The following is a 22,041-nucleotide window of genomic DNA, read 5'->3' on the forward strand; positions in this document are numbered from 1 at the left end:
CTAAGGAGAAGCTCATGTTGAGCGAAGAATCCCTCGAACTCATTGTTCAGGACCACCTGGCGGAACTGGAATGGCAGGCCGGCCACGGCCCGGACTTTGCGCCGGGCTCCGGCGAGCGCGACACCTGGAATGACATCGTTCTGCGCGGGCGTCTGCACAATGCCGTGCGCAACCTCAACCCGGGCGTACCGGAGGAGTACCTCGACCAGGCGATTGGTGAGGTCATCACGCCGAAGTCACAGTCCGCGATTGCGGAGAACCGGCGCATTCACCAGATTCTGGTGGAAGGCTACCGCGGTATCGAGTACATCGACCACGAGGGCAACGTTCAGAACCCAACCATCTGCTTCCTGTCCTCGCATCCGCACATGAACGACTATTTGTCGCTCAACCAGGTCACCGTTGCGAACCTTGATGGAGAGCGTCGATTCGATGTGGTCTGTTACGTCAACGGCATGCCGCTGGCATTCATTGAGCTGAAGAAGACGGGCGCGAATACCTCCGTCGAGGGCGCGTACAACCAGCTGCAGACCTACGTCAAGGAATTCGGCATGGCCTTCCGCTTTGCCAATATTGTGATTCCTTCGGATGACCTCAGCGCGAAGTACGGCACGCCGTTTACTCCGTGGAACCACTTTGCGCCGTGGAACGTGGATGAGGACGGCAGCCCGGTAGACCCCAACAACATGGTTGTGGCCGGCGAGCCGGTCACGCAGCTGGACCTGTTGCTTGATGGTCTGTTTAATGTGGAGCGTTTTGGGCAGCTCTACAGCGACTTCACGGCGTTCGATGACACGGCCGAGGGGCTAGTCATGCGCATCGCGAAGCCGCACCAGTACTTCGCGGTGACCAAGGCTGTGGGTTCCACGATCACGGCGGCGCGCGGCGACAAGCGCGCTGGCGTCATCTGGCACACGACGGGTGCGGGCAAGTCCATGGAGATGGAGCTCTACGCCGCCAAGATTATGCGTCGGCCCGAGATGCTCAGCCCGACCGTCATTGTGCTCAATGACCGTACCGAGCTGGATGAGCAGCTATTTGAGACCTTCAACCGGTCCACCATCCTGCCGGAGGCACCGCGCAATATCGAGTCCCGTGCTGAGTTGCGTGAGCTGCTCTCACAGAAGACCTCCGGCGGCATCTACTTCTCCACGCTCCAGAAGTTTGGCTTGAATGGAAAGGGCGAGCTCCGCGAAAAGGAGCACCCGTTGCTCTCTGACCGCAGCAACATTGTGGTCATCGTTGATGAGGCTCACCGCTCGCACTATGGCTTTGGCGACACCGCGGCTGACGGTTACGCGCAGCACCTGCGTAATGCACTACCGAATGCCACCATGTTGGCGTTTACCGGTACCCCGCTCAAGGAATGGGACCGCGATACGCGCAAGGTCTTCGGTGATGACGTCGACATCTACGACATGAACCGCGCCGTCGAGGACGGTGCCGTCGTTCCCGTGTATTTCGAACCGCGCCTCATCCCACTCAAGCGCATTGCTGGGATTACCGATGACGAGATTGATGACACCGCTGAGGAAGTGCTCACGGGTCTCGACGAAGTCGAGCGCGACCGGATTCAGCGCTCCGTCGCCGCGTTGGAAATCATTTACGGTTCCGACGACCGCTTGGATGCGCTCGCTGAGGACTTTGTTCGCCACTGGGAAGACCGCCGCGAGAACATGCGGGAGTTCATCGGTGCACCGGGCAAAGCCATGATCGTGACCGCCACGCGTTCCATCGCAGCACGCCTCTACTCCAAGATCGTGGCGCTGCGCCCTGAGTGGCACTCGGATGCCGATGACAAGGGAAAAATCAAGGTCATCTACTCTGCCGCGCCGTCCGATCCGGATGAGCTCAAGGTCCATATGCGCCGCCCGAGCGCGCTCAAGGCCGTGAAGAACCGCATCAAGGACGTCGACGACGAGCTGGAAATCGCCATCGTTCAGTCCATGATGCTCACCGGTTTCGATGCGCCGCCCCTGCACACGCTCTACATTGACCGCTCGCTCAAGAGCGCGCTGCTCATGCAGACCCTCGCCCGCGTCAACCGCACGTTCCGAGACAAGCAGGATGGCCTCCTTGTCGCCTATGCTCCGCTGGTCGAAAACCTGGAGAAGGCGCTGGCTGAGTTCACACTCAACCCCTCCGACGACGGCACGAAGGTCACGGGACAGGACGTCGAAGAAGCACTAACTCTGGCGAAGGGATTCCTGGCTCGTCTCGACGACATTGTGGGAATCGAATGGAAGAACACCGCTTTCATCGATGACGCCAACCTTCGCCGTGCCTTGCTCGATGTCACGGGCTTCCTGCGCAATCCGAAGACCGAAGGCAACTACGACCCCGAGAAGCCAAACGCGCGTCCCGTCGCTGATGAGTTCAAGCGTCAGGCTGGAAGGCTCGCGCGTGCATGGGCGCTTGCGTCCAACAGCCCTGCCGCCGATGAATTCCGTCCGAGCGTGCAGTTCTATTCCGAGGTCAAGAACTGGCTCATCAAGCTCGATGCAGGCGACCGCGTGGCCAATGGCGAGCCGATTAGCGACTCCATCCGCAACGCCCTAGGCAAGCTGGTCGTTGATTCGGCTGAGGCCACCGGTGTCATCGACATCTACCGCCAGGCCGGGATTGAGATTCCGAACTTGCAGGATCTCACCGTCGACCTGTTCAAGGACAAACAATCCCCCTCGGAGGTCTCGTTGCTCATTGATGCGTTGCGCCGCCAGCTCCAGCAGGAAGCCCGCACCGCCACAGGAAACAACGAGCTGCGCTCCAAGCAGTTCTCCGAGCGGATCACTGAGCTGATGAATCGGTACACCAATCAGCAGCTCACGGCCGCTGAAATCATCGCCGAACTCATCCGCCTGTCCAAGGAGATTGTCAAGGAAAGCAAACGCGGTGAACAATTCACCCCACCACTAGGCAATGACGAGCTCACCTTCTTCGACGCGGTGTCGACAAACGAATCCGCAACCGAGCTCATGGACGACGAAGTTCTTGCTGAAATCGCACGCCAGCTCGTTTCCATGCTGCGTCGCGATGCAAAGACCGACTGGACAGTACGCGATGACGTACGCGCGAAACTACGCCGCTCGGTCCGCAGGTTGCTACGCGACTACAAATATCCACCGGACAAGGCGCCGGAGGCCATCAAGCTCGTGCTTGAACAGATGGAGAAATTCGCGCCAAGGTATTCAGCGGCGGCGCGCGAACAAGGTAACGTTGAACACCGTGGTTAGCCCTGCAGCCGATAGCGCTGCTTCGGGCTCTTCAGCGGCTCAGTGCGCACGATGACGCCTTCCTCAACAAGTTCGTTGATGATCCTGCGCACTCCGTTGAGGGACAGCCCTGCAGCCCCTGCCAATTCGCGGCTGGACGCTGTCCTGTGTTCGCGAAGATAGTCGAGCACGCGCCCGCGGGTTCCGCCGCCCGACGCCGCGGTGCGCTCCGGGGTAGTCGGATTTCGCCGCGCAAAGGTGAGTTCAAATTCGGTCAATGAATCCCGTGGTACCGGCGGCGGCAGCAGCTGCTGTTCCAGTTGGTCGAGAATCTCGATATATCCGGTACCACGATTTTCCGCAACGTACCCATCTCCGTCACCGGCAGGAGTCACCTCCAGCAGCGCAGACAAATGCTGATTGCGCGCGCTAGACATACCCGCAGTGCCCAATCGATCAACGGTGACCGTTCCATAAAGACCACCGGGGTTGAGGATCTCCAGCCGGTCGACATACAGGTTCACTTGTACCTGCGTGCCCCGCGCCTGCGGCGAATAGTCACGGTGCATAAGCGCATTAGCGACTGCCTCACGCACGGCCTCCGGAGGATAGTCCGGCAAGTCCTTACGGAAGACTCCCGCGATTACGCCTCCGACGCGCATATTGCGTCGGACTGCCCGCACGGCATCCGCGACCAGCACCGGAATGGGCCCCACCAGACTTTCGTTGTCGAGGAAGCGCTGCTTGCCCAACCCGGCCGCTTTATCGGTGCCGGGATATGCTGCAAAGGTCACGTTGAGCCGCGGGAAAAACTGTTGCGGGTAAGTGCCCGCTGCCATGAGCCCGCCCAGAGTTGGCACTAGTTTTCCGTTGTCGTTCCGGGTAATCAGGTGGAGCGCTAACATCGCCTCTTCATCGCTCAACCGTCCAAAAATGCGTTCATGGATGGAGCGCTCGCGGGCCAAGATCTCGGCCACAATGTCAGGATCCAGATCGTCGATGTCAGCAGCCGGAACCGGCTCCAGATCCCATTCCGGCTGGGTCTTGTTTTCCTCCAGCCGGTCGATCTCGTATGGCTTTAGTACGCGGTCCCCATCATGGACCCGGATATAGCTGCCGTGATACTTCGACTGAGAAACGACCCAGCAGGGCTTCTCAAAAGGAGCACATTCGGGAATGGTGCCAACGACAATGCTCGCGCCCTCCCACTCAACAATGTCGATCTGGGCGCGAACCGACGGGGTCACGAGGTCTGCGCATGCGCCAGCCAGGGCATCCGCCATGGCAGTAGCATCAAAGTCTGGTACCGTAACGAACCCGTTGTCTTCATCCAGCCCCAAGATGATGATTCCACCGGTCCCGTTAGCAAAGGCAGAGATAGAGCGAACGAGCTTCTTGGGAAAACCTCCCGCAGCTGCCTTGACCTCGACAGCGCGCGTATCGGTGTCCTGAGATCGCAGGCTTCCAATGATCTCGGCGATCTCCGCCTGGTCATCATCCCAGACCACAATCACTCACCCCTATCAGCGCTCAACGCTCCTGAACGCCCTCAAACACTACACACAACACTACACACACTGTGGTGTGTTGTGTAGTGTTCGCACGTGTTCCTCGTCCGAAATTCTCACAGTACGGTATGCTTTCGCAGTTCAAACATAATTTTCCCGGTCTGCGCAACACTACACAACACTACATACAACACACCACCCAACACTCCATAGTGTGGTGTGTTGGGTGGTGTATTGAGTGTTAAGTGTTCTGTTGACGAAGTTCGGCTTAGTGGCCGCGCTCCTGCTCAAGCGCCTTACCCTCGTTCCAGAACGGAGCCAGCTTGTTGTCGAACATGCTCAGCGCGGAGGCAATGGCCATGTGCATGTCGAGGTACTGGTAGGTGCCCAGGCGGCCGCCGAAGAGAACCTTATTATCCTTCGACTCCTGGGCGGCGAGCTTACGGTAGGCCTCCAGCTTGGTGCGGTCCTCAGGGGTATTGATTGGGTAGTACGGCTCATCGCCCTTATCGGCAAAGCGCGAATACTCCTTCATGATGACCGTCTTATCCTTCGGGTACTTATCCTTGCGCTCCGGGTGGAAGTGGCGGAACTCATGGATGCGGGTGTAGTCCACGTCCGCATCGTTGTAGTTCATCACCGGGGTGCCCTGGAAGTCACCGGTATCCAGCACCTCCAAGTCAAAGTCGAGGGTGCGCCAACCCAGCTCGCCCTCGGCAAAATCAAAGTAGCGATCCAGTGGGCCGGTGTAGACCACGGGCGCATCTGGGGACTCGGCGCGCAGCTCTTCGCGCACCTCGAACCAATCGGTATCCAGGCGGACCTCAATATTGTCGTGGTCAGCCATGTTTTCTAGCCATGCCGCGTAGCCGTCGACCGGCAGGCCCTCATAGGTGTCGTTGAAGTAGCGGTTATTGAAGGTATAGCGCACCGGCAGGCGGGTGATATTCGCGGCCGGCAGCTCCTTCGGATCGGTCTGCCACTGCTTTGCGGTGTAATCGCGAATGAAGGCCTCATACAGCGGGCGACCGATGAGCGAGATGGCCTTCTCCTCCAGGTTTTGCGCCTCTTCCGGGGAGAATTCGCCGGCCTGATCCTTAATGAGCTGGCGGGCCTCATCCGGGGAGTAGTAGCGGCCGAAGAACTGGTTGATAAGACCCAGGCCCATCGGGAATTGGTAGGCGGTGCCATCGTGCATGGCAAACACGCGGTGCTGGTAGTCGGTGAAGTCGGTGAACTTATTGCAGTAATCCCACACGCGTTTATTAGAGGTGTGGAAGAGGTGCGCGCCGTACTTGTGCACCTCGATTCCGGTGGTGGGTTCGGCCTCGGAGTAGGCATTGCCGCCGAGGTGATTGCGGCGCTCCACAATGAGCACCTTCTTATCCAGCTGGCTAGCGGCGCGCTCGGCAACCGTTAGACCAAAAAATCCAGAGCCAACAACGATGAGGTCATAAGAAGTCATGGCCTCCACTTTATTGCACTACGGCAGCTGACACGGTGCATCGGCGTGTCGCAACAGATTTCACAGAGGTCACAAACGTACCATCACTATCAACTCTTAACTTTGGCAACGGTTTTTACAGCTGCACAACCCTAGGGAGATAACAGTGCAACAACGACGTCGACTAGTACCCACCAGGTCAAAATGGTCCACCCCCGTCATCGCGGCGGTCACCTCCATCGCGCTCGCCGTGACGGCCGCATTCGGCGGACAGCAAGTTCTCAAGACCCAAGACTCCGGCAACGGCGGTCCCATTGAGGTCAAAAATTCCTCCTCTAGCTTCAGTGACGGCGAATCCATCGTCGTCGATGACCCAGCCGTAGCCGCTCAGGGCGAAGGCGAAAGCCGCCGCGCGGTCAAGCAGTTCCACCGCGACGAAACCTTCAACATGTTCGCCGTCACCTGGGAGGGCAAGCGAGATATCAACTCCTTCGTCCGCTCCAAGCAGCAGGACGGTTCCTGGAGCGAGTGGCTGCCCATGGATGCAATGAATTACACCGAGGGCAAGAACGGCACCGAACTCATCTTCGTGGGCGATACCAACGATGTGCAGGTTTCTATGGCCAACGTTGACCTCGTGACCGGTTCCAACCTCGACAAGAAGGAAGACTCCCTCCTGGACAAGGCCGCCAAGGGCGCTGATGCCAACCGCCCCGCGCCGCTTGCGTACAACGTCGGCGATATCTCCCCCGTGGCCGATGAGCGCACCCAGGTTGCGGATCTCGACGCCGTGTTTATCGACGGCAACGCCCAAGAAGGCGAAGCCATCGAGCCCACCGCAGAAACCGCGGGCATGCCCAAGGTAGTCACCCGCGCCGGCTGGGGAGCAGACGAATCTAAGCGCTGCCAGCAGCCAACCTACGACGATGGCATCAAGGCCATGACCCTGCACCACACCGCGGGTAGCAATAACTACACCCGCGCGCAGGCGGCGGCACAGGTACGCGGTGCCTACGACTACCATGCGCAGACCCTGGGTTGGTGCGATATCGGCTATAACGTGCTGGTGGATAAATTCGGCACCATCTACGAAGGCCGCTACGGCGGCTTGGACAAGGCCGTACAGGGCGCCCACGTGGGTGGCTTCAACTCCAATAACTGGGGCATTTCCATGATTGGCAACTACGAGGAAACCGAGCCTTCCCGCGAGATGCTCAACTCCGTGGCGGAGATTGCCGGCTGGAAGGCCGCTATTTCTGGCATCGATCCAATGGGCAAGGCCAGCTTGTACTCCGGCGGATTCAACGGCTCCAAGTTCCCTGCAGGAACCACGGCCACCGTGCCGGCCTTCGCGGGCCACAACGATTTCCACTACACGGCTTGCCCGGGCCAGTACACCACGCGCCACTGGGACGAGATTCGAAAGAATACCAAGCGCAAGGCGGATGCCATCAAGTCCGGCAAGAACAGCACGGACCTGAACTGGCAAGAGTCTCCACAGCCAAATACCCCCAAGACCCCGCAACCAAATACCCCCAAGACCCCGCAACAGGTGGGCGGAGAAATCATGTCCTCGCTTGGCGAGGTCGAGGTACCGGTCTCCACTATCTCCGCCCTTGCCGGCATCGCTGCCGCCGTCTTCGGCGTGCTCATCGCCAATGAGCGCCTGCAGAAGCCTGATACCGATCAGAAGGTGGCGGGCAACCTGACCACCGGCGATATCCCGGAGATTGTCAACAAGGTTGTCCAGGTCTCCAGCAACGAAGGCCTGAAGGAATCGTGGACCTCCGTCCTCAACGCTTTCGGCCCAGTCCTAGGCTTGGCAGTCGGCGGCCCGGATACTACCGACGGCGGCAAGATCCTCTACCAGCTCTTCCAAAATGGCGTGGTGCTCTCCTCCAAGGAGTCCGGCACCAAGGCGCTGACGGGCGAGATTGCCAAGAAGTGGTCCGAGGGCGATAATGCCTCCAAGCTCGGCCTGCCGACCTCCAACGAGGAAAAGAATGGCAAGGAAATCCGCGTGAAGTTCCAGGGTGGCGAGATTGTCTACAACACCGAAACGGAAAAGGTAGACATCTTCACCGACTAGAACCAGCGCTCTAGCACCTTAGCGACGCCCGCCTGGTGGTTAGCCACGGTGACCGCATCCGCGGCCGCCTTTACCTCCGGGTGGGCGTTTTCCATGGCCACGCCACAGCCGGCCCACGTCAGCATTTCGATATCGTTGGGCATATCCCCAAAGGCAATAGTCTCTTGCTGGGCGACCCCGGTGTGCTCCGCCAGCCATTCCACCCCGCGGCGCTTAGTCACATTGGGCGCGGCAACCTCCAAGATTCCTTCCTGCATGGAATAGGTCAGGTGCGCGAGATCCGGATCGATGTGCGGCGCAATGAGCTCATAGAGCTCTGGGGCGGAGTAGTCCGTGTTGCGGATGAGGAACTTTACCGCCGGCTGCCCCACTAGCTCGCCCATGCTGACCACGCCAAAGCCTTCAAAGAGGGCGTTTTCGGAGTAGTGCCGCTCGACTACGAAGAGGTCCTCGACGGCGTCGGCAAGCGAGCCCCCTGCCCGCTCCGCGCCAAAGCCCACGGTGCCCAGTACGGTCTGGGCCACGTCCACCACCTCCGCCAACGCGGCGGGCGAAAGCTCGTGGGCGGACATCACCCGATCCTCCGCGGAGTCATACAACACAGCACCATTCGAGGTCACGCATACCGGCCGCACGGGCAGCTGCTCCAGCACCGGGGCAATCCAGCGAAACGGACGGCCGGTAGAAAGCGCAAAATAGGCACCCTGTTGGACTGCCCGCGCCACGGCGTCACGGTTGCGACGCGGGACGCGGTGGTTGCGGTCCAGCAGGGTGCCGTCAATATCGCTCGCGATGAGGCGAGGCGCGCGGGCAGGGAAATTCTCCATACCCGCGAGTTTACGTCAGGACTTAGATGTTCAGGTCCTCGTCCTCATTATCCTCCCACTCCAGGGAACGCTTAATTGCGCGCTTCCAGTCGCGGTAGAGCCCCTCTACCTCTTCCTTATCGCGCTTCGGCTTGAATACCTTCATGTCTCCGGTCTGGCTGCCCAGGACGCTGAGATCATCCCAGAAGCCATGGTCCAAGCCTGCCGCGAAGGCAGCACCGGTAGCGGTGGTCTCGATATTCTTCGGGCGGTGTACTTCCACGCCGAGGATATCGGACTGGAACTGCATCAGCAGTTCATTCATGGTCATGCCACCATCCACGCGCAGCTCGGTAATCTCCACGCCGGAGTCCGCCACCATAGCGTCGGCAACATCGCGCGTCTGGTACGCGGTGGATTCGAGCACGGCGCGGGCCAAGTGCTTGCGGTTGGCAAAGCGGGTAAGGCCCACGATGACGCCGCGGGCATCTGGGCGCCAGTACGGAGCGAAGAGTCCGGAGAAGGCGGGCACGATATAAACGCCGCCGTTGTCCTTAACTTCGCGCGCGAGGTTTTCGATGGACGCAGCGTTGGGGATGAGCTGCAGGTTATCGCGCAGCCACTGCACCAGGGAACCGCCCATAGATACAGAACCCTCGAGGGCATACACGGGGCGCTCGCCTTCGCGCTGGAAGCAGACGGTGGTCAGCAGGCCGTTCTCGGAGAACTTCGGGGTGGTGCCCGTATTCAGCAGGAGGAACAGGCCGGTGCCGTAAGTATTCTTTGCGGAACCTGCGCGGAAGCAGCCCTGGCCGAACATCGCGGACTGCTGGTCACCCAGGATGGCGCGGATAGGCACGCCGGAAAGCGAGCCGCGCTCACGCACGGTACGGAAATCGCCCAGGGACGGGCGGATCTCCGGCAGCATGGACATCGGGATGCCCATTTCCTTACACAGTTCCTCATCCCACTCCAGCTTTTCGATGTCCATAAGCAAGGTGCGGGAGGCGTTGGTGACGTCGGTGGCGTGCAGCGCTTCGCGGCCGGCATCGCCCTCGGCGCCGCCGGTGAGGTTCCACAGCAGCCAGCTATCGATGGTGCCGAAGAGCAGGTCGCCTGCCTCGGCACGCTCGCGGGCGCCTTCGACGTTATCGAGGATCCACTTCACCTTCGGTCCCGCCGGGTAGGAGTTGATGATGAGACCGGTGCGGCGGCGCCACTTTTCCGGTCCTTCCTCACCCGAGAGTTCCTTACAGATGGCGGTGGTACGGGTATCTTGCCAGACAATGGCGTTGTAGACCGGCTTACCAGTGTGCTTATCCCACACCACGGTGGTCTCACGCTGGTTGGTAATACCTACCGAGTCAATGTCTTCGACGGTGATATCGCCATTGGCAAGAGCCTCACCGACGGCGCGACGGGTATTGCTCCAGATTTCTTCTGGGTCGTGTTCTACCCAGCCCTTCTCCGGGAAGATCTGCTCGTGCTCGAGCTGGCCAACGGCAGCCTGCTCGCCGTTGTGGTCAAAGATGATGCAGCGCGTCGACGTGGTTCCCTGGTCGATAGCGGCGACGTATTTCTTGTTAGTCATGTGTCTAGTCTCCTATACGAAGATGGAATTAGAGCGCAACGGACAACAGGCCAACGGCTACGGCCGCGACCAACGGGGCCACGATGGGGACCCAGGCATAGCCCCAGTTCGCGCTGCCTTTGTCCTGGATGGGCAAGATGAATGCATAAGCAATTCGCGGGCCCAGGTCACGGACCGGATTGATGGCATAACCCGTAGGGGTACCAAGGGACAGGCCGACCGCCACCACGACGAAAGCAACGGCAAAGTAGCTCATTGGGCCAAGCTCGCCGCCGGTGGGGCCGAAGGCAATGAACATCAACAGCACGCAGGTGGCGATGAACTCCGTCACCGCATTCCAGCCGTTCTTAGGATGTGCCGGCTTGGTAAAGAAGATACCGTTGGTGTCCTTATTGGCGCCGGTGACGTTTCCGGCGTCGTCGTAATTATTGGCGTCGAAAAGCTGCTTGAAGGCAGCCCATGCCAGGATGGCACCGAGGATAGCGCCGAGGATCTGGCCCAGGAAGTAGTACGGCACCAGAGACCACTCGAGCGAGCCATTGACGGCCAACATTACGGTGACGGCGGGGTTAAGGTGCCCACCCGTGGGATCGGCCACGCTCGCGCCGACGAAGACTGCCATGCCCCAACCCAGGGCGATAACGACCCAATCGGAGCCGCGCGCGCCAGAGGTGCGCAGGTTTACCAGCGCACATACGCCGTTACCTAGAAGGAGCAGCAACGCAGTGCCGATAAACTCCCACAGGAATGCATCAAATCCGGTCATAACTTATACCTCGTTTTGGGTGGGTCGGGCGGATCCTGCGCGTACCAAAATGTCATTGGCCTCACGGTCAGTTACCGCAGCTTCTGCTTCAAGTTCGGCCTGGGTGTGGGCCTTGAATTGGGATACCTCGCGCTCCTTGTCGGCGTCGCTCCAGCCCAGCAGCGGTGCTACAAAATCAGCAACGGCCGGGGCGGCGTTCACACCGCGGTCGCCGAACTCGATGGCGATGCGCAGGCGGCGGGACAGGATGTCTTCCAAGTGCAATGCACCCTCGTGGGTGACGGCGTAGCGGACCTCGGCCCACAGGTAGGACTCGGCACCTGGCACTGGCTCGAGCAGGGAGGCATCCTCAGCTGCGGGTGCCAAAACCTCACCCAGCAGGGATCCATAGCGGCCGAGCAGGTGCTCAATGAACTTCTCGCTCAGGTTGTAGCGACGAGCCAAGGACGGGACCTGGTTAGCTAGGGCATGGTAGCCAGCGGCGCCCAAGATCGGGGTTTGCTCGGTAATGGACTCTGGGACCTTGGTATCCAGCTCTTCCACTGCCAGGTCCACGGCATCCTTACCGATGACGCGGTACGTGGTGTACTTACCACCGGCGACAGAGACCATGCCTGGGGCCACGCGTGCGACGGCGTGGTTGCGGGAAAGGTTGGTGGTGGAATCGGACTTGCCGGACAGCAGCGGGCGCAGGCCGGAGTAAACGCCCACGATGTCATCGCGGGTGATCTTGCGGCGAACGCGCTGGTTAACCTGATCCAAGATGTAGTCAATATCGGACTTGGTCGGTGCCGGATCCGGCAAGGAGAGACCCTTTTCCCAATCGGTATCGGTGGTACCGATGATCCAGTACTCGCCCCACGGGATAACGAAGAGGACGGACTTTTCGGTGACGAAGCACAGGGCCGCCTCTGCATCGAGCGCATCCTTCGGCACGACGATGTGCACGCCCTTGGAGGCGTGCACGGTGAACTTGCCCTCCACGCCGGCCATCTCTTGAATCTTGTCATTCCACACACCGGTGGCGTTGATAAAGACCTTGCCGCGCACGGTGGTCTCGCGGCCGGTGGCGGTATCGCGAACCTTCGCGCCTACGATGCGGCCGCCGCGATCCTTGTCAAAGCCAATGACCTCGGTATTGGTACGTACATCGGCACCATACTCGGCGGCGGTACGCAGCACGGTCATGGTGTGGCGGGCGTCATCAACCAGGGTGTCGTAGTAACGCACGCCGCCCACAATGGCATCTTCTTTCAGGCCCGGAGTTACCTTAAGCACGCCCTTTCGGGTCAGGTGCTTTTGCATAGGGACGCTCTTGGCGCCACCCATGAGGTCATAAAGAGTAAAGCCGCCGAACATCATCACGCGCTCCCATACGTGGTGGGTCAGCGGGAAGATGAACTTCAGCGGCTTCACTAGGTGGGGTGCCAGGGTAGACATGTTCAGCTCGCGCTCCTTGAGGGACTCCGCCACTAGGCGGAAGTCAAACATGGCCAGGTAGCGCAGACCACCGTGGAACATCTTGGAGGAGCGGGAAGAGGTACCTGCGGCGAAGTCGCGTGCCTCAATGACGGCGGTCTTGAGGCCACGGGTAGCGGCGTCTGCTGCCGCACCGGCGCCCACGGAACCGCCACCAATAATGACTACGTCGTAGTCCTCATCCGCGTATCCATTCCATAGATTTTCAAAGTATTCGGGGTTAAAGGATTGGTTGCTTTGCTGGGTCATTACTGACCGCATCTCCTTCCTTGGTGCTTGCATGTGCCTGCGCCATAAATCCATGAATGAGATGGCAAAAGCACAGCCAAAAGCAGTGAATTGTGGTTTCGGTGGAAAGTATCACACCGCGGCTGCAGAGACTTTATCTCCTGAAATCTATGTTAGGAGTCACGGACGCGAGTTACACATGTGGTTACTCACACGTAAGTTTCAGGCCCGTAAGCAGTCAGTTTTCTTAAAATACTTAGACATTCAAAAAGAAAAACCACCCCCTCGCGGGGGTGCAAAGCGGACGAAAATCCTTCGCTATTTCTGCGCTAACCGCGCCATTGCTTCAAGCACTTCGGGCATTCCGGCTTTCTCGGCAGAATAAGTGACCGCCTGAGCGCCTTTGACCACCTCGATAGGGGCAGTTTCCAAAGCCACCACCGGCATCCGGTCAAGGAAATCCTCATCTCCTGGCTCGTTAGCAAAAACCAGGGTCTCCTCCGGTTTAGCTTGCAGATCCTCAAGGATGCGCTCCACGCCTTGTACCGCAGTCGCGGCAGTGACGGACAGTGCATCGGTATCGAGTCGCGGCTGCACAGCGTCCTCATCAACGACAACGCTCCACACGGCTTGCGGAACTTCCACTTCACCGGCGGGTGATATCACGATCAGGACTTCGGCCGCCGGGTAGATATCTGCCAAAGCCTTGTGCAATCGCGGAGTTAGCGCGCCATCTTCCCAATTCAGCGCGCTGCTCTGCGCCACTACCACGCGGGGGATGGAAGAAAATTGCGCCTTCATGCGGTGTGGCAAGCGCGAAACGATAAGCCGGGATTGGGTGGCTGCCGCCAACAGGCCCTGCTCCGCTACGGAACCAGCCCATATCTCCTTACTGCTGGCCGTGATGGACGCTTGGGTTTGCGCCACATCCGACTTCAGCTGCGCCATGATATCCGCGACCTTATCGCGACCTTCATCCAAGCCGCGGGTTGCCTCTTCTACCACGGCGTTGAGGTTGTTCTTGATCCACTCCAGGGTCTCCGGGGCGGTCCGCGCCTTATTCTTTGGCTCCTCCCCGTCCGCTCCCTTGGCGGCGGCCATGTGGTTGCGCACCAAGTCAACCGTAGTAACGGAGACCCGTTCTTTGAGGCCCACTAGATCGTCGCGCAACCGGCGTACGCGGTGGCGCTCGGTTTCTACTTCAGCATCTCGAGCTTCTGCCTCTTCAAGGGTAGGAGCCCCTCCACCTTTACGGGCGGGCACCCAGTATTCACCGGCAGGCATGGGTCCAAATTCGGCTTCGTACTGTTCCCATAGCCCTTCCAATGCCTCTTGCATGCGGCGTCGAATCTCCGCGGTATCAGCCTCCGCATCGCCGGTGGGATAGTACGGTTCGAGGGCGGTAATAAAGACAGGGGTCTTGGTCCGTCCCAGGTTCTTTTTGTGTCCCTTGGTCCACAGGCGCTGCGAACCAAAAATGACCTGTGGGACTACCGGCACCCCCGCCTCATAGGCAATGCGGGAGGCGCCACTTTTCATGCTGCGGATTTCAAAGCTGCGGGAAATTGTGCCTTCAGAAAACACGCCCACGAGTTCGCCGTCCTTGGCCAGCTGTACCGCTTGGCGGAAGGAGGCGCTGCCATCTATACGGTCAACTGGCACGTGATGCATGGCCTTCAACAACGGACCCGCCACCGGTGCTTTGAAGATTCCAGCCTTAGCCAAGAAGCGCACCAGACGCTTCTTGCGATAGGCCAAAAAGGCGCCGAAGAGGAAATCCATGTAGCCGGTGTGGTTGCAGACCAACACCGCGCCGCCCTTATCGGGGATATTTTCTTCCCCCGAAAGGCGCATTTTTAATCCCTGTGCCAGAGTCACCCCCCTGCCAATGTGGGTGATCTGGCGGTACAGGAAATTCGTCGCAGCGTTCATAACTCTCCAGGACGACGGCGGACTTACTGCGGGGTCAGGACATCCTTGCCCACGAACGGGCGCAGGGCCTCAGGGACAACGACGGAGCCGTCGGCCTGCTGGTGGTTTTCCAGAATGGCGACGAGCCAGCGGGTAGTCGCCAGCGTGCCGTTCAGGGTAGCTGCGGTCTGGGTCTTGCCGTTCTCGTCGCGGTAGCGGGTGGACAGGCGGCGAGCCTGGAAGGTAGTGCAGTTCGAGGTGGAGGTCAGCTCACGGTAGGTGCCTTGGGTGGGAACCCAAGCCTCATTGTCGAACTTGCGGGCCGCCGAAGAACCGAGGTCGCCACCGGCAATGTCGATGGTGCGGTAAGGCAGTTCCATGGCTGCAAGCATGTCCTTTTCCATGGACAGAAGGCGCTGGTGCATTTCTTCCGCGTCCTCCGGCTTGCAGTAGACAAACATCTCCAGCTTGTCGAATTGGTGGACGCGCAGGATGCCGCGAGTGTCCTTACCGTGGGAGCCAGCCTCACGGCGGAAGCAGGAGGACCAGCCGGCATACTGCAGCGGGCCATTGGAGAGGTCGATGATCTCATCCTTGTGGTAACCAGCAAGGGCCACCTCAGAGGTACCGACCAGGTACATATCGTCGGCCGGCAGGTAGTAAATCTCATCGGAGTGCTGGCCCAAGAAACCAGTGCCGGACATAATATCTGGGCGAACCAGAACTGGCGGGATCATCAGCTTGAAGCCAGCTTCGCGCGCCTTCTGCGCCGCGAGCATCAGCATTCCCAGCTGCAGGAAGGCGCCATCGCCAGTGAGGTAGTAGAAACGAGCGCCGCCTACCTTGGCGCCACGCTTGACGTCAATGAGACCGAGGGACTCACCCAACTCAAGGTGGTCCTTTGGCTCGAAGTCGAACTCAGGAATCTGGCCTACTTCTTCGACCACTACGAAGTCATCTTCACCGCCGGCCGGGGCACCTTCGACCACGTTATCGAGCTTGTACTGCAGCTCTTCCACCTTGGCTTCAGCGGCAGACTGTGCCTCTTCCGCCTCCTTGACCTTGGCCTTCAGCTCATTAGAGCCCTCCAGCAGTGCCGGACGCTCCTCCGGGGAGGCTTGGCCAATCTTCTTGCCAAAAGCCTTCTGCTCGGAGCGCAGTTCGTCGGCCTTCTGGATAGCAGCGCGGCGCTGCTCATCAGCTTCCAAGAGCTGGTCTACGAGGGAGGGATCCTCACCTCGGTTCACCTGGGAAGCACGGACAACGTCAGGGTTTTCGCGGAGTAGCTTGAGATCAATCACGAATGTAAGTTTAGCGTATTGACAACATCTTGCGGTGGTAATAACCAGCGAATTATGATGGCTTTATGTCCGCCGTTCAGCTCCCCGCCCGCACAATTACGGACGGTCCCGTTCCAAAACACACCCAATTGCACGATATCCTCGAAGAATTGTGCCGCACGACCCTCAAACCCGGCGATATCCTGCCCGGCGAGAGGCTTCTTGAAGAAACGTATGGCGTGTCACGAATCACGGTCCGCCGCGCCATCGGGGATCTTGTCTCGGCCGGAAAATTGCGCCGCGTCCGCGGTAAGGGCACCTTCGTAGCGCCCAATCCCCTTGTCTCCCGGCTCCACCTGGCCTCATTCTCGGATGAGATGGGCGCACAAGACGTCACCGCCTCCTCCAAAATCCTTACCAGCGGACGCAGCAGCGCCCCGGAGGATGCCGCCCTCTTTTTTGATACTCCTGCCCAAACCGAACATATTCACCTGCGCCGCCTGCGCTTGGGCGATGGCGAGCCCTACTCCATTGATGACGGCTGGTATAACTCCACGTATGCGCCCAGCCTGCTAGAAAATGACACCTACAATTCGGTCTACGCCATCCTCGACTCCGTCTTTAACGTCCCCATCACCGATGCGGATCAAACGGTCTCGGCGATTTCCGCCGATGCGGACACTGCCCCGCTTCTCGACGTCCCCGTGGGCACCCCGCTGCTACACATCGTGCGCTACTCCCGCTCGGGCGATAGGCCGGTGGAGTGGTGTTCCTCCGTCTACCGCACCGACCGCTACCGGCTGACTACCCGGGTGGCTAGGGAGAACAGTATCTAGCCAGCACCCTGCTTAAAAGGTAAGATTAAAGGCCTTATGAAGAAATCACCTGCGTGGCGTTCCGCTGTGGCCGTCCAGATTGTCTTGATTGCGGCAATCGCGGCGGCCGTTTTCATGGGCATCTATGGCGTTATCAGCTCCCACAAATCGGGCGGCGAAGACACTACCGCTGCCCAGCAGCACAATAGCGGGGATACTTCAGAAACCGCCGCTCCTAAACCGGAGCCCTTCACCGCTGCGGCCGCCGGCGCTTGCTTGACGTGGGACATCGCCCAGGATGGCTCCGCCACCGGGTTCAAGGAAGTACCGTGCTCCGAACAGCACCGCTTCGAAGTTTCCAAGACCGAAGACCTGAGCGTCTACCCCACCAGCGAATTCGGCCCTGATGCCACCCGCCCAGCGCTTACCCGCCAACACCAATTGCGCGATGAGCTGTGCGAATCCGCCACTGTGGGCTACCTGCACGGTAAGTGGGATCCGAATGGCAAGTACGATGTGGCGTCCATTCTGCCGCCGCAGTCCGCCTGGGATCGCGGCGACCGCACCTTGCTATGCGGCCTGCAAACCACCGATGATCACGGTGTACCGCAGCTTACTACCGGCAACGTCGAGGCCTCCGAGCAGGCAAACCTCGCCAAGCCGGGCGAGTGCTTGGCCATCGATGACAAGCAGGTTCCGCACGTCGTTGACTGCGCTAAGCCCCACCAGATGGAGACCGTTTCCGTCATCGATGTGGGCAAGCAGTTCCCTGACGGCTACCCGGACGGCAAGGATATGGACAAGTTCTTATCCGATACGTGTACCGCTGCCACCGAGGACTACCTTGGCGGCGAGGAGCAGCTCTACCAGTCCACGCTGCAACCATTCTGGGGCTCTATCACCGAGGCCTCGTGGAATGGCGGCACCAAGTCCGTCAATTGCTCCCTTGTGCATGCCCGCGAAGGCGGCGGTTTCTCTGCCATCACCGGTTCCGCTACCGGTGGCCGCCAAGCGCTGACTATCGACGGCCAACCGCCGGAGGAACGCCCCGAGCGCAATCCACTGCGTGAGGACAAGGACAAGAGCCCGGCACCCGAGTCTGCCGCCCCCGCCCCGGCCCCAGCGCCCTAATGGTGGAGGTATCGGAAGAGCGCTTCGATGAGATGGTCAACGAGGCGCTGGATCAAGTCCCCGAGGAATTCGTGCGCCGCATGCGCAACCTCGTCATTTTGGTCGAAGATGAAAACCCCGATAACCCTATGTTGCTAGGGCTCTACGAGGGCGTGGCACTGCCCCACCGCACCTTCGATCACACCGGTTTCCTGCCCGATGCGATCTTCATTTACCGCAACACGCTGCAGCGCTGGTCCGGCAGCGAGGAAGAATTAGCAGAGCAGGTCAAAGTCACCGTATTCCACGAACTCGGCCATTACTTTGGCCTCGAGGAAGAGGAGCTGCACCGCTTGGGCTGGGGCTAGAGCTCCGTATCCGCCCACCGGGTCAACGTCCACTCACCAAAGTCCTTGCCGCGCGGTTCCATCACCATAAAGCGGCAATTGGCCAGGTAGCCGGTATAGGCAAAGTCGGCATCAACACCCGTGGCGTGTTTGGTGACCACGCGGATGGCGGCGCCGTGGCTGACAAGGATGACATCGTGGTCGTCGGCAAGCTGCTCCGCAATGCCCTCCAGCACCGGCTGGTAGCGCGCCAGCACATCATCCAAGGTCTCGCCGCCTTCCATCCCGGCGCCGCGCTCGCCATCGCACCAGCCACGCATGGCCACCATGTGCGACCTATGGGCATCCTCGCTACCGTCCATCTCCCAGTCACCGGCGAAAATTTCGTGCACGCCGGCAATTACGTCAACCCGCTGGGAAAATTCCGGCATGCCGCGCTCCTGCTCAAAGGCGCGTGCCGCCAGCATCGCGGTCTGCTGAGCGCGCAGGGCAATGGAGCATTTAAATTCCACCTCGCGCTCGCCCACCAACTGCGCTAGCTCACGGCCTACCTCCGTAGCTTGGTCGCGCCCGCGCTCGGTAAGCTCTGCCCCGGGCGGGCGGGTATCGAGGAAGCGGGAAATATTGGAATAGGTCTGGCCGTGGCGCAGCAGGATAATTCTTCCGGGCATGCTTCTAGATTATTGGCCCCTGCGTGCCCGCGCTACCCAATCATCCGCCGCTGCCAGATCGCGCGGTGGCTTGCCCGCGGGCGTTGCCGCCGGCCAGGAGCCAAGGAAAAGCAAGTCCTCTGCCCGCAACCACAAGGCCCGCAGCGCCTCCGCCACCGGTTGATCGTCAATGTGCCCGATGAGGTCCACGTAGAAGCGGTACGTACCAAAGGCCTCCCGCGTGGGGCGCGACTCAATCCGGGACAGGTCCACCCCGCGGTGCGCAAAGTCCTGCAACGCCCCCACCAGGCTGCCCGGTTCATTTGGCAGGGTGAAGATGACGCTGGTGCGGTCCTGGCCCGTTCGCGCAGTGGGTTTTCCCGGACGCCCCACCAGGACAAAGCGCGTTGCGGCACCCTCAACATCCGCCACGCTCTGGGCGATGGTCTCCAGGCCGAAGATCTCGGCGGCCCGCGCCGGCGCTGCGGCCGCATCCGCTTCCCCACGGGCTACAGCCTCGGCCGCCGCAGCATTGGAACTGGCCGGCACGAACTCTGCCTCCGGCAGATTGTCTTTTACCCAACCGCGGATTTGCTGGAACGCCACCGGGTGGGTGCTCAGCCGCGCAATGTCACCCGCGCCTTGCCGGGTCATGATGCTAAAGGCCACGGGGATATCCACCTCGCGGTAAATCTGCACCGGTTCGGCTTCAACCAGCGCATCAAAGGTGGTGGTGACCGCACCATCGACGGAATTTTCAATGGCTACACAGGCGTACTCGGCGTGCCCGGCGCGCACGGCGGCCACGGCCTCCGAAGGCGAGCCAACCGGCATGGTCTCTACCTGCGGCAGGTGCGCGGCAAACTTATGCACGGCGGCTTCCGTGAAGGTTCCGGCTGGCCCCAGGAAGGCGATGGTGGTAGTCATGCACGTCACCTTAGCCCACTAGACTGGTGCCCCATGGACTTTTCCGTAGAACAACTCCGCGCGGATCTGCACGGTCTTGCCCCCGAGGAACACGGTTTCACCTACCTGGATGTAGACCGCGAGCCCTCCGGCCGAGGCCGGCTGACCGGCTGGGTCCTCTCCGCTAAGGATCTCTGCGATGTCCGCGGCATGCCTACTACCTTGGGAAATGTCGATCGCACCTACTACCCCGAGCGCAGCGATGCCTTTATTGAAGCCTTGGAGAAGCAGGGTGCGCGCATCATCGGTAAATCCTCCACCCCGGAGTTGGGTCTGCGCGTAGATACGGAACCAGTAGGCCTGCCCCATCCCTATAATCCCCTCTATCCCGGCTGCACTCCGGGTGGTTCCTCGGGTGGTGCGGCGGTACAGGTCGCGCGGGGGTTGCTGCGCGCGGCGCACGCCAGCGATGGCGGCGGTTCCATCCGAGTGCCGGCCGCGGCCTGCGGCGTGGTGGGCTTTAAACCGGCAGGTGATGAACTGGGTGTGCAGGGCTTTATCACCCGGACCGTGGCCGATAATGCCTTTCTGCATGGCCACCGCATGATCACCCCGCGCGCCCGCATTGGCCTGCTCGTAGAGCCGCTGTTTTGCGACGCCAACGTCGATGCCCACCACCTGCGCGCCGCCCGCGAGGCCGCCCAACGCCTACAAGCTGCCGGCTTCACCGTGGTGCCCATTTCCCCGTATCCGCAGGCCCGGGCCACCTTTGCGCATTTCCGCACGACCTTTACCTCCCGCTTGGCGGGGTTGAACCCAGCGGCAGGCTATGCGGAGTGGATTGCCCAGCAGGGCCGGCGCGTGAGCTCCGCTGAGCTGGCCGCGGCGCGGGCGCATGTCCGGCAGCTGCCCGACTTGCTGGCCCGGGAATGGGGCGTCGATGCCATCCTCACCCCGATGCTCACCACGGACCCGCCGCGCACCGGCCACTTCCTGTCCTTGCCCCATGCGGAGAATTTCGCAGCCCAGACCCGGTGGTCTCCGTGGGGTTCCCTCTTCAACATGGCCCGCCTGCCAGCCATTTCCGTGCCATGGGCCGTTCCCAATCACCCGCCGGTAGGCGTGCACCTGGGAGGCATTACGCTTTCCGACGCCGCCCTGCTCGGCCTCGCCCACATCCTCCACCCATGACCAAGTCCCTACGCGCCGAACTGCTCATCGTCCTTACCCTCACCTTTGGCATTTCCGGGGTGCGGGCGGTGTTAAACCTCATCAATTCCCTGGCCGCGCCGCAGCGGCTCGACGAACAATCGGTCACGCTCAATTCCAGCCAGTCCTCTCTTGCCTGGGTGGATATGGGACTGCAGCTGTGCTCGGCCGCCGTACTCTTTTCCTATGGAGCCTTAGCGCTTTTCCTGCTGGCCAAGGATCACATAGTGCCCCGGCCCCACCGCGCCCGCGACTGGCTAGAAGGCGCAGGGCTTGCCGCTCTCATTGGCATCCCGGGACTCGCCCTGTATTTCGCGGCGGTGCATTTTGGGTGGAGCAAGGAGGTCATTCCCGGCGACTTCGCCAATGCCTGGGTGGAAATCCCCGTTTCCCTCCTCAAGGCCGCTGCCAACGCCTTCGCGGAGGAAACCGTGGTCGTGATGTGGCTGATGACGCGCTTGCGCCAGGCCCGCTGGTCGCTGCCAGCCACGCTGGCCGCAAGCTCCATTCTCCGCGGTTCCTACCACCTCTACCAGGGAGTTTCCGCTGGCTTTGGCAATATCATCATGGGGTTAATCTACGGCTATTACTACCACCGCACGGGGCGGGTATGGCCGCTGGTCATAGCGCATTTTCTTATCGACGCCGTCGCATTCGTGGGTTATTCCTTCCTGTGAAAATGCCCTTAAG

At 60.5% G+C, this 22,041-nt stretch carries 17 protein-coding genes; 7 read left to right on the forward strand and 10 right to left on the reverse strand.

All coding sequences use genetic code 11. From position 1 onward, the window contains the following. Window positions 1–14 precede the first annotated feature (14 nt). Complete coding sequence (locus MHK09_RS06440) at window positions 15–3,233, forward strand: type I restriction endonuclease subunit R (protein ID WP_250413036.1); 3,219 nt, start codon at window positions 15–17, stop codon at window positions 3,231–3,233. On the opposite strand, the gene MHK09_RS06445 is transcribed toward MHK09_RS06440, so the two are convergent. Together MHK09_RS06445 and glf are read right to left on the reverse strand one after the other, a co-directional pair. Beyond that, window positions 3,230–4,720: an ATP-binding protein gene (locus tag MHK09_RS06445; protein WP_250413037.1), complete on the reverse strand. Its 1,491-nt coding sequence runs from the start codon at window positions 4,718–4,720 to the stop codon at window positions 3,230–3,232. The genes MHK09_RS06440 and MHK09_RS06445 overlap by 4 nt on opposite strands. Before the next feature lie 268 nt (window positions 4,721–4,988). Continuing rightward, window positions 4,989–6,185 (reverse strand): UDP-galactopyranose mutase, encoded by a 1,197-nt coding sequence (gene glf / locus MHK09_RS06450; RefSeq protein WP_225746292.1) that lies wholly within the window; start codon window positions 6,183–6,185, stop codon window positions 4,989–4,991. A gap of 145 nt (window positions 6,186–6,330) precedes the next feature. Between glf and MHK09_RS06455 the strand changes: the two genes are divergently transcribed. After that, a complete protein-coding gene (locus tag MHK09_RS06455) occupies window positions 6,331–8,253 on the forward strand; it encodes an N-acetylmuramoyl-L-alanine amidase (protein ID WP_250413038.1) in 1,923 nt (640 codons plus the stop codon). Here the strand turns inward: MHK09_RS06455 and MHK09_RS06460 are convergent. The 6 genes from MHK09_RS06460 to serS form a co-directional block, all read right to left on the reverse strand. Then, entirely contained in the window at window positions 8,250–9,080 is an 831-nt protein-coding gene (locus MHK09_RS06460) for an HAD family hydrolase (RefSeq protein ID WP_250413039.1), read from the reverse strand. The genes MHK09_RS06455 and MHK09_RS06460 overlap by 4 nt on opposite strands. 22 nt (window positions 9,081–9,102) lie before the next feature. Then, a complete protein-coding gene (gene glpK / locus MHK09_RS06465; protein WP_250409100.1) occupies window positions 9,103–10,650 on the reverse strand; it encodes a glycerol kinase GlpK in 1,548 nt (515 codons plus the stop codon). Between the two features lie 28 nt (window positions 10,651–10,678). Further along, a complete protein-coding gene (locus MHK09_RS06470; protein WP_086588558.1) occupies window positions 10,679–11,416 on the reverse strand; it encodes an MIP/aquaporin family protein in 738 nt (245 codons plus the stop codon). Window positions 11,417–11,419: 3 nt separating this feature from the next. Beyond that, window positions 11,420–13,144, reverse strand: a complete 1,725-nt coding sequence (locus MHK09_RS06475) for a glycerol-3-phosphate dehydrogenase/oxidase (protein ID WP_250413040.1) — start codon at window positions 13,142–13,144, stop codon at window positions 11,420–11,422. A 297-nt stretch (window positions 13,145–13,441) separates the two neighbouring features. Then, window positions 13,442–14,977, reverse strand: coding sequence for a lysophospholipid acyltransferase family protein (locus MHK09_RS06480; protein ID WP_250413041.1), 1,536 nt, complete (start codon window positions 14,975–14,977; stop codon window positions 13,442–13,444). Between the two features lie 101 nt (window positions 14,978–15,078). Further along, window positions 15,079–16,335: a serine--tRNA ligase gene (gene serS / locus MHK09_RS06485; protein ID WP_150850412.1), complete on the reverse strand. Its 1,257-nt coding sequence runs from the start codon at window positions 16,333–16,335 to the stop codon at window positions 15,079–15,081. Between the two features lie 65 nt (window positions 16,336–16,400). On the opposite strand from serS, the gene MHK09_RS06490 reads away from it, so the two are divergent. From MHK09_RS06490 to MHK09_RS06500, 3 genes are read left to right on the forward strand one after another with little or no spacing between them, the layout of a single operon-like run. After that, the gene (locus MHK09_RS06490; protein ID WP_250413042.1) at window positions 16,401–17,150 is read left to right on the forward strand and encodes a GntR family transcriptional regulator; all 750 of its coding nucleotides are present in this window, start codon (window positions 16,401–16,403) and stop codon (window positions 17,148–17,150) included. Window positions 17,151–17,186: 36 nt separating this feature from the next. Next, entirely contained in the window at window positions 17,187–18,260 is a 1,074-nt protein-coding gene (locus tag MHK09_RS06495; RefSeq protein WP_250413043.1) for a septum formation family protein, read from the forward strand. After that, a complete protein-coding gene (locus MHK09_RS06500) occupies window positions 18,260–18,607 on the forward strand; it encodes a metallopeptidase family protein (protein WP_049377520.1) in 348 nt (115 codons plus the stop codon). The genes MHK09_RS06495 and MHK09_RS06500 overlap by 1 nt, the downstream gene beginning before the upstream one ends. Here MHK09_RS06500 and MHK09_RS06505 read toward each other — a convergent pair. After that, window positions 18,604–19,257 carry a histidine phosphatase family protein gene (locus MHK09_RS06505; protein ID WP_250413044.1) on the reverse strand — a complete coding sequence of 218 codons (654 nt, stop codon included), beginning with the start codon at window positions 19,255–19,257 and terminating at the stop codon, window positions 18,604–18,606. The two genes, MHK09_RS06500 and MHK09_RS06505, sit on opposite strands and share 4 nt — an antisense overlap. Before the next feature lie 9 nt (window positions 19,258–19,266). Beyond that, window positions 19,267–20,163: a prephenate dehydratase gene (gene pheA, locus MHK09_RS06510; RefSeq protein ID WP_200435628.1), complete on the reverse strand. Its 897-nt coding sequence runs from the start codon at window positions 20,161–20,163 to the stop codon at window positions 19,267–19,269. Between the two features lie 33 nt (window positions 20,164–20,196). Between pheA and MHK09_RS06515 the strand changes: the two genes are divergently transcribed. Together MHK09_RS06515 and MHK09_RS06520 are read left to right on the forward strand one after the other, a co-directional pair. After that, window positions 20,197–21,333: an amidase gene (locus tag MHK09_RS06515; protein ID WP_250413045.1), complete on the forward strand. Its 1,137-nt coding sequence runs from the start codon at window positions 20,197–20,199 to the stop codon at window positions 21,331–21,333. Beyond that, window positions 21,330–22,028 carry a CPBP family intramembrane glutamic endopeptidase gene (locus tag MHK09_RS06520; protein ID WP_250413046.1) on the forward strand — a complete coding sequence of 233 codons (699 nt, stop codon included), beginning with the start codon at window positions 21,330–21,332 and terminating at the stop codon, window positions 22,026–22,028. The genes MHK09_RS06515 and MHK09_RS06520 overlap by 4 nt, the downstream gene beginning before the upstream one ends. The last annotated feature ends 13 nt before the right edge of the window (window positions 22,029–22,041 follow it).

This window comes from Corynebacterium tuberculostearicum, assembly GCF_022347235.1.
GTDB lineage: Bacteria > Actinomycetota > Actinomycetes > Mycobacteriales > Mycobacteriaceae > Corynebacterium > Corynebacterium tuberculostearicum_F.

Bases quoted from the DNA above. Each gene is read 5' to 3' on its own strand.
- MHK09_RS06475 (WP_250413040.1), bottom strand. From the start codon at position 13,144: ATGACCCAGCAAAGCAACCAATCCTTTAACCCCGAATACTTTGAAAAT.
- MHK09_RS06460 (WP_250413039.1), bottom strand. From the start codon at position 9,080: ATGGAGAATTTCCCTGCCCGCGCGCCTCGCCTCATCGCGAGCGATATT.
- MHK09_RS06440 (WP_250413036.1), top strand. From the start codon at position 15: ATGTTGAGCGAAGAATCCCTCGAACTCATTGTTCAGGACCACCTGGCG.
- MHK09_RS06470 (WP_086588558.1), bottom strand. From the start codon at position 11,416: ATGACCGGATTTGATGCATTCCTGTGGGAGTTTATCGGCACTGCGTTG.
- glf (WP_225746292.1), bottom strand. From the start codon at position 6,185: ATGACTTCTTATGACCTCATCGTTGTTGGCTCTGGATTTTTTGGTCTA.
- glpK (WP_250409100.1), bottom strand. From the start codon at position 10,650: ATGACTAACAAGAAATACGTCGCCGCTATCGACCAGGGAACCACGTCG.
- MHK09_RS06490 (WP_250413042.1), top strand. From the start codon at position 16,401: ATGTCCGCCGTTCAGCTCCCCGCCCGCACAATTACGGACGGTCCCGTT.
- pheA (WP_200435628.1), bottom strand. From the start codon at position 20,163: ATGACTACCACCATCGCCTTCCTGGGGCCAGCCGGAACCTTCACGGAA.
- MHK09_RS06515 (WP_250413045.1), top strand. From the start codon at position 20,197: ATGGACTTTTCCGTAGAACAACTCCGCGCGGATCTGCACGGTCTTGCC.
- MHK09_RS06495 (WP_250413043.1), top strand. From the start codon at position 17,187: ATGAAGAAATCACCTGCGTGGCGTTCCGCTGTGGCCGTCCAGATTGTC.
- MHK09_RS06520 (WP_250413046.1), top strand. From the start codon at position 21,330: ATGACCAAGTCCCTACGCGCCGAACTGCTCATCGTCCTTACCCTCACC.
- MHK09_RS06480 (WP_250413041.1), bottom strand. From the start codon at position 14,977: ATGCGCCTTTCGGGGGAAGAAAATATCCCCGATAAGGGCGGCGCGGTG.
- MHK09_RS06500 (WP_049377520.1), top strand. From the start codon at position 18,260: ATGGTGGAGGTATCGGAAGAGCGCTTCGATGAGATGGTCAACGAGGCG.
- MHK09_RS06505 (WP_250413044.1), bottom strand. From the start codon at position 19,257: ATGCCCGGAAGAATTATCCTGCTGCGCCACGGCCAGACCTATTCCAAT.